Source organism: Bradyrhizobium sp. ORS 111, assembly GCF_045571485.1.
Taxonomy (GTDB): Bacteria; Pseudomonadota; Alphaproteobacteria; order Rhizobiales; family Xanthobacteraceae; genus Bradyrhizobium.
Window position 1 is genome coordinate 4,155,662 of the sequence record NZ_CP120701.1, and the last position, 14,466, is coordinate 4,170,127.

A 14,466-nucleotide genomic window follows, 5' to 3' on the forward strand; every position below is an offset into this window, starting at 1 on the left:
TATACGCCAGGGACGGCGCAATTCAACCTATTCCGCCGGCGCCGCCACCGCTGATGGCGCCGGGCGCTGGCGCAGCCGGTCGATCAGCAGGTAGATCACTGGCGTCGTATAGAGCGTCAGGATCTGCGACACGAATAGGCCGCCGATGATGGTGATGCCGAGCGGCCGCCGCAACTCGGTGCCCGGGCCGGTAGCGATGACCAACGGTATGCCGGCGAACAGCGCCGCCATCGTCGTCATCAGGATGGGTCGGAAGCGCGCCCGGCAGGCCTCGAAGATCGCGTCCCGCGACGATAGTCCCTGATGGCGCTCGGCCTCCAGGGCGAAGTCGACCATCATGATGCCGTTCTTCTTCACGATGCCGATCAACAGGATGATGCCGACAAAGGCGATCACGGTCAGCGGCGTATTGGTGAGCTGCAGCGCCAGCAACGCGCCGAGCCCAGCCGACGGCAATGTCGAGATGATCGTGATCGGATGCGCCAGGCTCTCATAGAGCACGCCAAGCACGATATACATCGCGATCAGCGCGCCGAGGATCAGAAGCGGCTGCCGCCCGCTGGTCTTTCTGAAGTCGCCGGCATTGCCGTCGAAGCTGCCGCGGATGCCCTCCGGCATGTGCAGCTCGTTGACCGCCTGCTGGATGTTTGACGTCGCGACCTCCAGCGGCACGTCCGGCAACAGGTTGAACGACACTGTGGTCGAGGGGAAACCGCCCGAATGATATACCGCCAGCGGCGACAATCCCCGCTGGTAATGCACCACGGCCGACAGCGGCACCTGCACGCCATTGGCGCCAGCAACATAGATGCGCTCCAGACTCGATGGGTCGTTCTGGAATTTCGGGTCGATCTCCAGCACCACCATGTACTGGTTGCGCTGGGTGTAGATGATCGAGATCTGCCGCTGCGAAAACGCGTTGTTGAGCGCGTTGTCGATGTCCTGGACGCGGACGCCGAGGCTCGATGCGATCTTGCGGTCGATCACGAGATTGAGCTGCAGGCCGCCCGGATCGCGGTCGGAGGACACGTCCGTGATGCCCTCCACCGTCTCCATGCGCTTGGCCACGATCGGCGCCCATTTCTGCAACAGTCCGAGGTCGGTCGAGGACAGCGTGTACTGGTAGTCGGAATCGCTCTGCCGGCCGCCGGTGCGGATGTCCTGTGCCGCGAACATGAACAGGCGGATGCCCGGCACCATGAACAAATTGCGACGCAGCCGGTCGATCACTTGTGCGGTCGTCAGGCCGTCGCGCTGCTCCGGCGGCTTGAGACTGATGAACATGAAGCCGCGGTTCGCGGTGCTGCCACCGACCGACGAACCGATACCGGCAACCGCGGGATCGGCCATCACGATGTCGGCGAGCTGCTGTTGCAGCGAGAGCATCGCCTGGAACGAGATATCTGCGGATGCGCGGGTCGAGCCGATGACGAAGCCGCTGTCGTCGGTCGGGAAATATCCCTTCGGCGTCTTGATGTAGAGCGTCACCGTCAGCGCGATGGTGGCAAAGAACACCAGCAGCGTCAGGACGGGATAGCCGAGCACAATCCGTAGCGTCCAGGTGTAGAATGCCACGACTCGCGACAGTGCGCCCTCGATGGCGCGGTCATACCAGGTTGCGTGATCGGAGGTCGCTTCCTTGATGTAGTGCGCGCAGATCATCGGCGTGACCGTCAGCGACACCACGGTCGAGACCACGATGGCGAAGGTCAGCGTCAGGGAGAATTCGCGGAGCAGCCGGCCGACGATTCCGTCCATGAAGATCAGTGGCGTGAACGCCGCGATCAGCGACAGCGAGATCGACAAGACCGTGAAGCCGATCTGCTTGGCGCCCTCCAAAGCGGCCGGGAACGGCGCCATGCCCTGTTCGAGATTGCGATACATGTTCTCGATCATCACGATCGCATCGTCGACGACGAAACCAACGGAAATCGCGAGCGCCATCAGCGACAGGTTGTCGATCGAAAAGCCCGCAAGCCACATCCCGCCGCAGGTGCCGGCCAGCGCCAGCGGCACCGAAACGCCGGCGGCGATCGTCGGCACGCCGCGGCGCAGGAACACGAACACCACGACCATCACCAGCACGACGGTCGCGAGCAGCGTGAGCTGCATGTCAAGGACGCTGGCCCGGATGGTGCCGGTTCGATCGACCAGCGTCGAGATCTCGACTCCGGCCGGGATCCATTGCTTCAGCTCCGGGATCAGTGCACGGACGCGATTGACGGTGTCGATGACGTTGGCATCGCCCTGCTTGGTGATCTGGATCAGCACCGCGGGCTGCTTGTTGAACCAGGCGATCGAGCGGGCGTTGCGCACGGAGTCCCTGATTTCGGCGACATCCGAGAGCCGCACGAAATTGCCGTTCGCGCTCTTGATCATGATGTCGCGGAATTCGGTGGCAGTCCGCATCTGCTTGTTGATCGACAGCGTCTCGCTGAGCCTGTCGCCGTTGAAGATGCCGACCGGGCCGAGCGGATTGGCGTTGATGATCGCGGTGCGGACGTCGTCGGTCGAGATCCCGGCGTTCGACAGCGCGACCGGGTTGAGCGAGATGCGGACGGCCGGCTGGTCGGCGCCACTGACGGTGACCTCGCCGACGCCCGGGACCTGCGAGATGCGCTGCGCCAGCACCGTGTCGGCCACGTCGTACATCGCGCTGGTCGAGATCGTCTTCGAGGTCAGCGCCAGCACGAAGACCGGGGCCGCCGCCGGATTGGCTTTGCGGAACCTGGGCAGCGACGGCAGGTCGCTCGGCAGATCGGCCAGCGAGGCGTTGATCGCGGCCTGGACATCACGCGCCGCGCGGTCGATATCGCGACCAATCGAGAACTGCACCTGGATGCTCGTCGAGCCCAGCGAGCTTGTCGAGGTGATCTGGTCGATGCCGGCGATCTCGCCGAGCTTGCGCTCCAGCGGCGCCGCCACAGTTGCGGCCATCACCGACGGATCAGCGCCTGGTCTGCTTGCCTGCACACGGATCATCGGGAAATCGACGTTCGGAACCGAGGACACCGGTAGGAACTGGTAGGCGACCAATCCGATCAGGAACAGCCCGATCGCAAGCAGCGTGGTGCCCACCGGCCTGCGGATGAAGGGCTCCGAGATCGACATCACTGCATGCCCTCGGTCGCGCCCGCGATCGGGGGGCCGCGCGGACCTGCCTCCGGCACTGCTCGTCCGATCCGGCGGTTGAGCCGGTCGAGCGCCAAATAGATCACCGGCGTGGTGTAGAGCGTCAGCAGCTGACTGAGCAACAAGCCGCCGATGATCGAAATACCGAGCGGGAAGCGTAGCTCCGATCCCGTACCGCTTTCGATTGCGAGCGGCAGCGCACCGAACAGCGCGGCGAGCGTCGTCATCATGATGGGACGGAAGCGCAACAGGCAGGCCTGCACGATCGCGTCATAGGACGACATGCCTTGGTGGCGCTCGGCCTCCAGCGCGAAGTCGATCATCATGATCGCGTTCTTTTTGACGATGCCCATCAGCAGGATGATGCCGATCAACCCGATCACCGAGAGGTCCTGTCCGCACAGCATCAGCGCGAGGATCGCCCCGACGCCGGCCGAGGGTAGCGTCGACAGGATGGTGATCGGGTGGATGTAGCTCTCGTAGAGCACGCCGAGCACGATGTAGATCGTGATGATCGCGGCCAGGATCAGCCAGGGCTGTCCGCCGAGCGATCGCGCGAATTCGGCGGCGTCGCCGGAATAGATGCCGACGATGCTCCCGGGCATTCCGATGCGGGTCTCGATCGTCTTCAGCGCCGCGACCGCATCGCCCAGTGCCTCCCCGGGCGCCAGGTTGAAGCTGAGCGAGGCCGAGGGGAATTGCGCCTGGTGCGAAATCGCCAGCGGCGCCGTGGTCCGCGTCAGCGTCGCCACCGCGGACAGCGGCACCTGCGCGCCGTTCGCGCCGGGCAGATACAGCTTGTCCAGGATCGACGGATCGCGCTGGTACATCGGCAGCGCTTCGAGCACGACGCGATACTGGTTGGCCTGGCCGTAGATCGTCGAGATCTGCCGCTGCGCGAAGGCGTCGTTCAGGGTGTCGGTCACACCCTGCAGGTTGACGCTGAGCTGGCCGGCGCGCTGGCGGTTGATGTTGAGCGCCGCGCGGAGGCCGCTGTCCTGCGCCTCCGAGGAGACGTCGCGGAAGATCGGATTGCGCCGCATTTCGGTGACCAGCTTTCGCGCCCATTCCGACACCTCGGCCGCAGCCGTTCCGGTCAGCGTGTACTGATATTGCGACCGGCTCGACTGGGTCGAAATCTGCACGTCCTGCACCGGCTGGAAGTAGATGGTCATGCCGGGGATCGTCGCGACCTTCTGCTTGAGGCGCGCTGTCACCGCCGCCACGTCGTCGCGCCGCTGGTCGCGCGGCTTCAGTGTCATCACCAGGCGCCCGACATTGGTGGTCGGATTGACCGAACCCGCCCCGATCACCGAGACGACGCCGGTCACATCGGGATCTGCCTTGATGATATCGGAAGCTGCGGTCTGACGCCGCTTCATCTCCGCGAACGAGACGTCGGGACCCGCCTCGGTCACGGCTGTGATCGAGGACGTGTCCTGGAGCGGTAGAAAGCCCTTCGGCGCGAGCACATACATCACCAGCGTCAGCGCGATCGTCGTAAACGTTACGACCAGCGTCGCGCGCTGACGCTGCAACACCCAGAGCAGCGTGCGATGGTACAACGCCACCATGCCGTCGATAAAGCGGCTGACCGCGGCGAGGCCCGGAACGGCGATCTCCTCGTGGATGTTCTTGAGCAGCCGCGAGCACATCATCGGGGTCAGCGTCAATGACACCACGGCCGAGGTGACGACCGCGATCGTCAGCGTCAGCGCGAACTCGCGGAACATGCGGCCGACCAGGCCGGACATGAACAAGAGCGGAATGAACACGGCGATCAGCGACACCGTCAGCGAGATCACGGTGAAGCCGATTTCGCTGGCGCCCTTCAGCGAGGCCTCCATCACCGTCTCGCCTTCTTCCATGTGGCGGACGATGTTTTCGATCATGACGATGGCGTCGTCGACCACGAAGCCGGTCCCGATCGTCAGCGCCATCAGCGACAGATTATCGAGGCTGAAGCCGGCGAAATACATGATCCCGAAGCTGGTGATCAGCGACAGCGGCAGCGCCACGCCGGCAATCAGCGTCGCGCGCAACGATCGCAGGAACAGCAGCACCACCAGCGTCACCAGCACCACGCTCAGGATCAGCGTGAATTGCACGTCATGGACGGAGGCACGGATCGTCACGGTGCGGTCGGAGACGACGGTCAACTTGACGCCGGCCGGAATGGCGCGCTGCATCCGCGGAATTTCGGCCCGGATCTGGCGGACCACCTCGATCACATTGGCGCCGGGCTGGCGCTGAATGTCGATGATGACGGCCGGCGTGCCCTGGTACCAACCGCCGGTGCGGTCGTTCTCCAGCCCGTCGACGATTTGCGCGACGTCGCCGATCGTGACCGGCGACCCGTTACGATAGGCGATGATGATCGGCTTGTAGGCGTCGGCCGCCGCGATCTGGTCGTTGGCGGCGATGGTGTAGGATTGCTGGGCGCCGTCGAGCGATCCCTTCGGCCCTGACACGTTGGCGCCCGCGATCGCGCTGCGCAAATCCTCCATCGCGATCCCGTAAGCCGCGAGCCGGGCCAGATCGGCCTGTACGCGCACTGCGGGCTTCAGGCCGCCGAGGATCGAGACCCGGCCGACGCCTGAAATCTGGCTCAAGCGTTGCCCCAGGATGGTGTCGGCGAGATCGCTCATCGCTCGCAGCGAAATCGTGTCAGAGGTGAGCGCCAGCGTCATGACCGGCGCGTCCGCCGGGTTCACCTTGGCGTAGACGGGCGGATACGGCAGCGTCTTCGGCAGGATGCCGGCCGCCGCATTGATCGCGGCCTGCACGTCCTGCGTCGCGCCGTCGATGTCGCGGTTGAGATCGAATTGCAGCGAGATCTGGCTGACGCCAAATGAGCTCGTCGAGTTCATCGACGATAGCGACGGAATCTGCCCGAGCTGCCGCTCCAGCGGCGCGGTGATCAGGGAAGCGACGACATCGGGGCTCGCGCCGGGCAGTTGCGTCGTGACTTGCACGGTCGGGAAGTCAACCTGCGGCAACGCGGAGACCGGCAGCGCCCAGTAGCCGAGCGCCCCGCCGATCATCAGTGCAATGCCGAGCAGCGAGGTCGCAATCGGACGGCGGATGAACGGTTCGGAGACGCTCATGGCTGCGTCTTCGTCGCGCCGCCTGACTGTTCAGCCCCCGCCGATGGTGGCGCCGGAGCCGGCCCAGTCTGCCCCTTCTGATCGCCCTCGCCATGCTCATGGCGGCCGCCATGCTGTACACCGCCCTTGCCCTGCCCCTGGCCGCCGCCCCTGCCGTCGGGACTACGGCCACGCTTATGTGGCGCGAGATCGGCGGCGGGTGCTTGCGTGTCCTTGCCGATGACGACCTTCGAACCGTCAGCGAGGTTGGCGAAGCCTGTCGTCACGACGCGGTCGGACGTGGTCAGGCCGCTCGCGATCACGGCGTCATGCTCGTTCTGCTGCGTCACCGTGACAGCCTTCGCGGTCACGATGTCGTCTGCGCCGATCACATAGCTGAAGGTGCCGGCCGGTCCGCGCTGCACCGCCGAGGTCGGCACCACGATCGCCTGCGCCAGCGTCTCCACCTTGAGTCGGACATTGACGAACTGGCCGGGCCAGAGCTGGTACTTGGCATTGGGGAATTCGGCCTTGAGCTTCAGCGTGCCGGTGGTCGGATCGACCTGGTTGTCGATGCCGGTCAGCTTGCCGGTATCGATCACGGTGACGCCGTCATTGCCGAACACGTCGACGGCGAGCGTGCCCTTGGCCGCCGCCGCATTCACCCGCGTGATCTGCTGCTGCGGGAGGCTGAACCAGACCGCGATCGGCTGCAACTGCGTCAGGATGACAAGTCCGGTGGTGTCGGAGGCGTGAATGATGTTGCCCTGGTCGACCTGGCGCAGGCCGGCCCGTCCCGAAATGGGCGCGATGATCTTGGTGTAGCCCAGCGTCGCCGCCGCGTTGTCGATGGCGGCCTGGTCGGCCCTGACCAGCGCTTCCTGCTGCGCCACCACGGCCTTCTGGGTATCCGCCTGCTGCTTCGAGCCGGCATTGGTCGCGGCGAGTTGCTGGTAGCGCGCGAGATCGATCTTCTGGTTGGCGAGCAGCGCCTCGTCCTGCGCCTTCTTGGCGACCGCCTGATCGTATTGCGCCTGGTAGATCGCGGGGTCGATCTCGCCGAGCACGTCGCCCTGCTTGACGTCCTGGCCCTCGACGAACTTGACCGCGATCAGCTTGCCGTCGACCTGCGAACGCACGGTGACCGTGTTCAACGCCTTCACTGAGCCGACGCCGTCAATATAGACGGGCACGTCCTGCACACGCGGTGTGGCCGCCAGCACCGGCACGGGAAGATCGGGCCGCATGCCTGCACGGCGGCCACCGGCGCCATCCTGCTTCTGCTGGAAGGCAAGCCAGCCGAGATAGCCAAGGCCGCCCAGGATCACGAGAGTGATGACCAGCGACACCATGCGCTTGAGCAGCCGCGAGACCACCCCCGGCTTGCGCGCAGCGCTCTTCTTGTCGTCCTTCGTGTCGGGCTTAAAGAGCATCGACCGGTCTTTCTATCTTCGGTTCCCAGCCGCCCCCCAGCGCCTGATACAGGCTCACGATCGCCAGCAGCCGGGCCAGTTGGGCCTGGGAGTAGGCATCTTCAGCCTGGAACAGCGTGAGTTGTGTGTTTAGCACAGTTACAATATCGGCGGTTCCGGCCTTGAGCTGCTGCTCGGCCAGATCGAACGCGCGCCGCGACGCCGACAACACGTCGCGCTGTAGCTGCAGCTTTCGCGTGGTCTCACGGATCGCGACCAGCGCGTTGTCGACATCGGTGAAAGCCTGGACCACCGTCTTGCGGTAGGTCTGCAGCAGTTCGTCCTGCTTAGCCTTGCTGTATTCGAAATTGCCGAGGATCCGGCCGCCATCGAAGATCGGCTGGGTCGCGCTGCCAACCAGGCTGAAGAACGCCGCATGCGGCTGGAACAGCGAGACCAGCGCCTGGCTCTGATAGCCGCCCTGCCCGGTGAGCTGGATGCTGGGGAAGAACTGCGCCCGCGCGCTGCCGACATTGGCGGTCGCAGAAGCGAGCTGGGCCTCCTGTCTGCGAATGTCGGGGCGCTGGGTCAGCAAGTCCGACGGCAGGCCCGGCGCGACCCGAGGGATCGCGATCGAGTTCAGCGTACCGCCCAAAATGCGCACGCTCTCCGGCGGCCGCGACACCAGCACGGCGAGCGCATTGATGTTCTGGTCGAGCGTTTGCCGGAGCGGCGGGACCAGCGCTCGCTGGTTAGCAAGCACGCTCTCCTGCTGCGCGACATCGAGGTCGGTGCCGGTGCCGGCCTTGAAGCGATCCTTGATGGCATTGAGGATGCGCTCGGCGCTGGCGATATTGCGCTGGGCGGTGCGCAGCCGATCCTGGGTCGACAGCACGGTGAAATAGGCGGTGGCGACGGTCGTCAGCGTCGTCAGCGCCGTCACCTCGCGATCGAACCGGTTGGCGACGGCCGTCTCCTCGGCCGCCTGCGCGGCGTCGCGGTTCTGTCCCCAGAAGTCGAGTTGGTAGCTCGCGCTCAGCGCCGTGTTGTAGTTGACCACCTCGCGCCCACCATTGGTGAGGCCGCTGGCGCTGGAGCCGGAGGTGCGTGAATATGTCTCCGATCCGTTGAGATTGAGCGTCGGCAGCAGCGGCGCTCCAGCCTGCCGCGCCAGTGCATCGGCTTGGCGGAACCGGGCAACGGCAGCGGCGATGTCGAGGTTGACGGCCTGGGCCTCCTCCATCAGTTGCGTCAGCTCGATTGAGCGGAAGGCCCGCCACCAATCGAGCGCCGGCAATGCATCGGCGGAACTGCCGTGCCGCGCAGCCTTGTAGCCTTGCGGGATATCCAGCGCGGGATCGGGGATGTCCTGGGTCAGGATGCAGCCGGTGGAGCTTGCGACCAGCCCCAGCGCCACGAATGATCGACCCGCCAGCCGTCGCACGCGAACGACGAGGCCGAGCCGACCTCCAAGCACCATCACGGAAGCGGGTTGGGTCACACCCGTTCTCCGCCGCACACAGACCTCGCCCGTGGCGCACAAATGACGCGATCAGGGATGGTCTGCGGGGTATTCAAGGGTGATGCTTCCAATGGAACCGAATAGCCATATTACCCTTGCAGCGATGGTGCGGACAGCCCTCGCAGGGTCCGCCCGATGTCGCATCCGGCGCGATTCCGCACCATCGAAACTGCGATTTTCCCCAGTTTTTCCGGCTTTCCTAGACAATCCGGCGGCCTTGCCGGCACCACGATTCTTACAAAGATTTCATGGGATTTCCGCGTCCTGCTGTACCGAATCCGCAACTCGATGAGTTGAGGCCGATCTCGACGACTTAGACCTGGACGCAACAGGCGTGAGCGAGCCGCTCGCGCGGATGAACGATCTGCGAGCCGGTAGATGTGCGACCGCCATCGCCCGTCCGGCGGAGGCGGCGTCGCGCGGTCAATCATCGCGAATTGATCGTCGAAGCGATTGCGTAGCAAACCCTCGACGAACGCGCGATCCGCAGAAGATTCTGCCAGCAGGTTGGGGCAGCCACAAAAGCGCGTTCTACGCCCTCCGTGACATGCACCGTCTCGGGTCAACGGAGCTAAATCCGGCCGCTTCGCCGCAGTGCAAAAGCCTTTCCCTTTTGCGATCAGGGCACTACGTTCCCCGCCAAGCAAAACATCGACCGGCAAAGATCATCCCTGACATGGCATTCAACAAAGACGTCGTCGAAGCAATCGGCAATACCCCCCTCATCAAGCTCGAGCGCGCTTCCGAACTGACCGGCTGCACCATTCTGGGCAAGGCCGAGTTCATGAATCCCGGCCAGTCGGTCAAGGACCGCGCCGGCAAGTGGATGATCCTGGAGGCCGAAAAGCGCGGCGACTTGAAGCCGGGCGGGCTTGTCGTCGAGTCGACGGCGGGCAATACCGGAATTGGGTTGGCGGTCGTTGCGAGCGCGCGCGGTTACCGCACCCTGATCGTGATTCCGGAAACCCAGAGCCGGGAAAAGAAGGATATGCTGCGGCTGTGCGGCGCCGAGCTCGTCGAGGCGCCGCAGCTCCCCTTCTCCAATCCGAACAATTATCAGCATCTCGGCCGGCGTCTCGCCGAGCAGCTCCGCAAGACCGAGCCGAACGGCGTGTTGTTCGCCGACCAATGGAACAACCTCGACAATCCCAAGGCGCATTACGAGTCCACGGGGCCGGAAATCTGGCAGCAGACCAATGGCAAGGTGGACGGCTTCATCTGCTCGGTCGGCACCGGCGGCACGCTCGCCGGCGTCAGCCGCGCCCTGAAGGAAAGGAACAAGGACATCGTGATCGCCTGTGCCGATCCACACGGATTTGCGATGTACGAACTGTTCAAGAATGGTCAGGTCAAGTCGACGCCGGGCGACTCGATCACCGAGGGCATCGGCCTCGGACGCAAGACGCCGGTCGTCGAGACCGCGCAAGTCGACGACGCGTTCCTGATTTCCGACGAAGAAGCCGTGACGACCATCTATGAGCTTCTGCAACACGAAGGCCTGTGCCTGGGCGGCTCGACCGGCATCAACATCGCGGGCGCGATTCAGCTCGCCAAGCAGCTCGGCCCCGGCAAGACCATCGTCACCATCCTCTGTGATTCCGGCAATCGCTATCAGTCCAAGCTATTCAACCCGGACTTCATGCGCTCCAAGAACCTGCCGGTGCCGGAATGGCTGGAGAAGCGCAGCAAGATCGAATTGCCGCTGGTGTGAAGGGCGTGAGCCCGCCACACTTGCCGACCTCATCCTGAGGAACCACGCAGCGGCGTCTCGAAGGATGGGCCGCGGGCCTCATGGTTCGAGACGCGCGCAAATGCGCGCTCCTCACCATGAGGGGCGATATCATCTCAATATTTGGCTCAAGAACAGCCTCGACCGCGCGTGCTGCGGATTGGCGAAGAACTCCTGCGGCGTGTTCGATTCGATGATCTGGCCGGCGTCCATGAACACGACGCGGTTGGCGACCTCGCGGGCAAAGCCCATTTCGTGGGTCACGACCAGCATGGTCATGCCCTCCTTGGCGAGGTCTACCATGGTGTCGAGCACCTCCTTGACCATTTCCGGATCGAGCGCCGAGGTCGGCTCGTCGAACAGCATCACCTTTGGATTCATCGCTAGCGCGCGGGCAATCGCGACCCGCTGCTGCTGACCGCCCGACATCTGGCCGGGAAACTTGTTGGCCTGATGCGGAATCTTGACGCGTTCGAGGAACTTCATTGCGGTCGCCTCGGCGTCCTTCTTCGGGATGTTGCGCACCCAGATCGGCGCCAGCGTGCAATTGTCGAGCACGGTGAGATGCGGAAACAAATTGAAGCTCTGGAACACCATGCCCACCTCGCGGCGGACCTCGTCGACGCGGCGCAGGTTCGGCCCGAGGTCGATGCCGTCGACCACGATCTCGCCCTCCTGAAACTCCTCCAGCGCGTTGATGCAGCGGATCAGCGTCGACTTGCCGGAACCGGACGGGCCGCAGATCACGATGCGCTCACCCCTGCCGACCTCGAGGTTGATGTCGCGCAACACGTGAAAGTCGCCGTACCATTTGTTGAGACCGGAAATGTTGACGATCGGATCTGTGGACATGATGACCTTCAATGACGGCGGTGAGCGTTAAGGCGGTTTTCGACGAACAACGAGTAGCGCGACATTCCAAAGCAGAACACGAAGTAGATCATTCCGGCAAAGGCAAAGCCAGTAAAGGCGGTGGTCGGGGTCGACCACGTCGGGTCGGAGAATGTGGCGTGCAGCGATCCCAGCAGATCGAACAATGCCACGATCGAGACCAGCGAGGTATCCTTGAACAGCGCAATGAAGCTGTTGACGAGGCCCGGAATGACATGGCGCAGCGCCTGCGGCATCACGATCAGCGAGGTGGTCTTCCACCAGGACAGGCCGAGGGCGCTCGCCGCCTCGCCCTGGCCGCGTGGAATCGCGGCAAGGCCGCCGCGCACGACTTCGGCCTGGTAGGCACCTGCAAACAGCGCGATGCCGATCAGCGCGCGGACTAGGCCATCGACGTTGAAATTGCCCGGCAGGAACAGCGGCAGCATGTAGGTCGCGAAGAACAGCACCGTGATCAGCGGCACGCCGCGCCAGAACTCGATGAACGCGATCGAGAAGATCCTGATCAACGGGATGGTCGCGCGGCGGCCGAGCGCCAGCGCGATGCCGATCGGCATCGAGGTGACAATGCCGGTGACTGAGACCACCAGCGTCACCAGCAGGCCGCCCCATAAGCGGGTGTCGACCACAGCAAGCCCGCCGCGGTCGAGCCCCATCAGCTTGATCACGACGGCGATGCCGGCGAAGGTCGCGAGGCTTCCGATCAGCGCCCGCGACCCCGTCCGCACGCCGCCGCCGAGCACTAGGACGATCAGCGAGACGATCGCCGCAGTCGCCGCGAAATCGAGCCACAGCGGCTGACCGGATGCCTGGAGCAGGTCGCGCAACCAGTTCAGTGGCAGGATGGCCCAGCCCATCCGCGTGCCGAGCAGCAGGGTGATCTTGCCGATTCCCCAGAGCAACGGCCCGATCGCCGAGCCCTGGCTGAGATCGACCAGAATCTGACCGGCATTGACGATGCTGTCGTCGAACAGCCCCAGCAGGCCGGCCAGCCAGCTCACCCCGAAGCCGGACAGCCCGCCACCGCGCAGCAGGAAAAAGGCGACTACCGGAAAGGCAAAGAAGAACAGGCCCGCGTTCAGGCCTTTCGCGGGCAGCCGCGGGATGAGCAGCGGCAGCAGCAGGGCCGCCGCGAGGACGAAGGTCAGGTTGACGCGCCAGCGCTCCGCCGCCGGATAGAAGCCGTAGATCAGTTGGGTGAGCTTGGCCTGGATATAGGGCCAGCAGGCCCCGATCTGGTGTCCGGCATTGTCGGCAAGGCACGCATTGCGGTCCTTGCCGCTCCAGACCGCGTCGACCAGCAAGAATTTGAGCGCGGGAACGATCGTGTACCACAGCAGCGCCAGCGCCAGGATCGTGAGCAGAATATTGGTCGGCGAGTTCAACAGCCGGGTGCGCACGAAGCCGAACAGGCCGGTGGTCTTCACCGGCGCTGCGCGCTCGGGGACAAGGTCCTGCCGGACAAAGGATGACGCGGTGATATCGGTCATGCCCCGAGGCTCCGACTGATGCGCCAGCCATAGACGCTCATGATCGCGCTGGTGACGAGCGAGAGCACGAGATAGACGCCCATGGTGATGGCGATGATCTCGATCGCCTGGCCGGTCTGGCTCAGCGTCGTTCCGGCGAACACCGAGACCAGATCGGGATAGCCGATCGCGACCGCGAGCGACGAATTCTTGGTCAGGTTGAGATATTGATTGGTGAGCGGCGGAACGATCACGCGCATCGCCTGCGGCATCACGACCAGCCGCAAGGTGGCGCCACGCGAGAGGCCGAGCGACGAGCCAGCCTCCATCTGTCCCTTGTGGACCGACTGGATGCCGGCCCGGACGATCTCCGCGATAAAGGCCGCGGTATAGGTCGACAGCGCAACCACGAGCGCAACCAGCTCCGGAATGACCCGCGATCCGCCGGCGAAGTTGAAGCCCTTGAGTTGCGGCAGTTCGAACGCCAGCGGCATCCCGAAGACCAGCACTGTCAGGAGTGGCAGTCCGATCAGCACGCCGAGCACGTAAGGCCAGATCCGGATCGCCTGCCCGCGCTGGAATAGCGCACGCCTGGCGTTGCCGCGTAACAGCAGCGAGCCCAGGATCGCGGCGGCGACTGCCGCAAGAAATGGATCGAGACCGGCCTCGCCGATCGGCCGCGGAATTACCAGGCCGCGATTGGAGAGGAAGAACGCATTGAACAGGTTGATGCTCTGCCGTGGCGCAGGCAGCGCCGCCAGCACGGCGAGGTACCAGAACAGCAACTGGAACAACAGTGGCAGGTTACGCACGGCCTCGACATAAGCCTCGCCAAGCCGCGACAAGAGCCAGTTTGGCGACAACCGGCACAACGCCAGGACGAATCCGATGATGGTGGCGAACACGATGCCGATGACCGACACCAGCAACGTGTTCAGCAGTCCGACCAGGAACACCCGCGTATAGGTGTCCGATCCCGTGTACGCGATCAGGTTCTGGCTGACGTCGAAGCCGGCGGTGTTCCTGAGGAAGCCGAACCCGGAGGCGATGCGCTGCGTCTCCAGATTGGTCCTGGCGTTGGCCACGATCTCGTAAGCCACCCAGGCCAGCACCGCGGCGAACGCGATCTGCACGACAAGACCGGTCCAGCCGGCCTTGCCGCCGAGCGCCCGCTTCAACCGCAGGACGTATTGCGGCGGTGGATTTCGGGGCTCGGTGGTCATCG

Annotated in this window: 9 protein-coding genes; 2 read left to right on the plus strand and 7 right to left on the minus strand. The window is 64.4% G+C overall.

All coding sequences use genetic code 11. The features are described 5' to 3' along the window. Nucleotides 1-27: 27 nt before the first annotated feature. The 4 genes from P6U30_RS19410 to P6U30_RS19425 are packed head-to-tail and all read right to left on the minus strand — an operon-like array spanning nucleotide 28 to nucleotide 9,110. Entirely contained in the window at nucleotides 28-3,114 is a 3,087-nt protein-coding gene (locus tag P6U30_RS19410; RefSeq protein WP_407164552.1) for an efflux RND transporter permease subunit, read from the minus strand. Continuing rightward, the gene (locus P6U30_RS19415; RefSeq protein ID WP_407164553.1) at nucleotides 3,111-6,239 is read right to left on the minus strand and encodes an efflux RND transporter permease subunit; all 3,129 of its coding nucleotides are present in this window, start codon (nucleotides 6,237-6,239) and stop codon (nucleotides 3,111-3,113) included. The genes P6U30_RS19410 and P6U30_RS19415 overlap by 4 nt, the downstream gene beginning before the upstream one ends. Further along, on the minus strand, nucleotides 6,236-7,651 hold the full coding sequence (locus P6U30_RS19420; protein WP_407164554.1) for an efflux RND transporter periplasmic adaptor subunit: 1,416 nt from the start codon (nucleotides 7,649-7,651) through the stop codon (nucleotides 6,236-6,238). Before P6U30_RS19420 ends, P6U30_RS19415 begins: the two co-directional genes overlap by 4 nt. Continuing rightward, on the minus strand, nucleotides 7,641-9,110 hold the full coding sequence (locus P6U30_RS19425) for an efflux transporter outer membrane subunit (protein ID WP_407170491.1): 1,470 nt from the start codon (nucleotides 9,108-9,110) through the stop codon (nucleotides 7,641-7,643). The genes P6U30_RS19420 and P6U30_RS19425 overlap by 11 nt, the downstream gene beginning before the upstream one ends. A 177-nt stretch (nucleotides 9,111-9,287) precedes the next feature. Between P6U30_RS19425 and P6U30_RS19430 the strand changes: the two genes are divergently transcribed. Both P6U30_RS19430 and P6U30_RS19435 read left to right on the plus strand, forming a co-directional pair. Next, on the plus strand, nucleotides 9,288-9,449 hold the full coding sequence (locus P6U30_RS19430) for a hypothetical protein (protein WP_407164556.1): 162 nt from the start codon (nucleotides 9,288-9,290) through the stop codon (nucleotides 9,447-9,449). Nucleotides 9,450-9,828: 379 nt separating this feature from the next. Beyond that, on the plus strand, nucleotides 9,829-10,863 hold the full coding sequence (locus P6U30_RS19435) for a cysteine synthase A (RefSeq protein WP_407164558.1): 1,035 nt from the start codon (nucleotides 9,829-9,831) through the stop codon (nucleotides 10,861-10,863). A gap of 129 nt (nucleotides 10,864-10,992) precedes the next feature. On the opposite strand, the gene P6U30_RS19440 is transcribed toward P6U30_RS19435, so the two are convergent. The 3 genes from P6U30_RS19440 to P6U30_RS19450 are packed head-to-tail and all read right to left on the minus strand — an operon-like array spanning nucleotide 10,993 to nucleotide 14,464. Then, nucleotides 10,993-11,733, minus strand: a complete 741-nt coding sequence (locus P6U30_RS19440) for an amino acid ABC transporter ATP-binding protein (protein ID WP_407146314.1) — start codon at nucleotides 11,731-11,733, stop codon at nucleotides 10,993-10,995. 8 nt (nucleotides 11,734-11,741) lie between these two features. Next, entirely contained in the window at nucleotides 11,742-13,262 is a 1,521-nt protein-coding gene (locus P6U30_RS19445) for an amino acid ABC transporter permease (protein WP_407164560.1), read from the minus strand. Then, nucleotides 13,259-14,464, minus strand: a complete 1,206-nt coding sequence (locus P6U30_RS19450; protein WP_407164562.1) for an amino acid ABC transporter permease — start codon at nucleotides 14,462-14,464, stop codon at nucleotides 13,259-13,261. Before P6U30_RS19450 ends, P6U30_RS19445 begins: the two co-directional genes overlap by 4 nt. Nucleotides 14,465-14,466: the final 2 nt, after the last annotated feature.

Bases quoted from the DNA above. Each gene is read 5' to 3' on its own strand.
- P6U30_RS19420 (WP_407164554.1), bottom strand. From the start codon at position 7,651: ATGCTCTTTAAGCCCGACACGAAGGACGACAAGAAGAGCGCTGCGCGC.
- P6U30_RS19425 (WP_407170491.1), bottom strand. From the start codon at position 9,110: ATGGTGCTTGGAGGTCGGCTCGGCCTCGTCGTTCGCGTGCGACGGCTG.
- P6U30_RS19450 (WP_407164562.1), bottom strand. From the start codon at position 14,464: ATGACCACCGAGCCCCGAAATCCACCGCCGCAATACGTCCTGCGGTTG.
- P6U30_RS19445 (WP_407164560.1), bottom strand. From the start codon at position 13,262: ATGACCGATATCACCGCGTCATCCTTTGTCCGGCAGGACCTTGTCCCC.
- P6U30_RS19430 (WP_407164556.1), top strand. From the start codon at position 9,288: ATGTCGCATCCGGCGCGATTCCGCACCATCGAAACTGCGATTTTCCCC.
- P6U30_RS19415 (WP_407164553.1), bottom strand. From the start codon at position 6,239: ATGAGCGTCTCCGAACCGTTCATCCGCCGTCCGATTGCGACCTCGCTG.
- P6U30_RS19440 (WP_407146314.1), bottom strand. From the start codon at position 11,733: ATGTCCACAGATCCGATCGTCAACATTTCCGGTCTCAACAAATGGTAC.
- P6U30_RS19435 (WP_407164558.1), top strand. From the start codon at position 9,829: ATGGCATTCAACAAAGACGTCGTCGAAGCAATCGGCAATACCCCCCTC.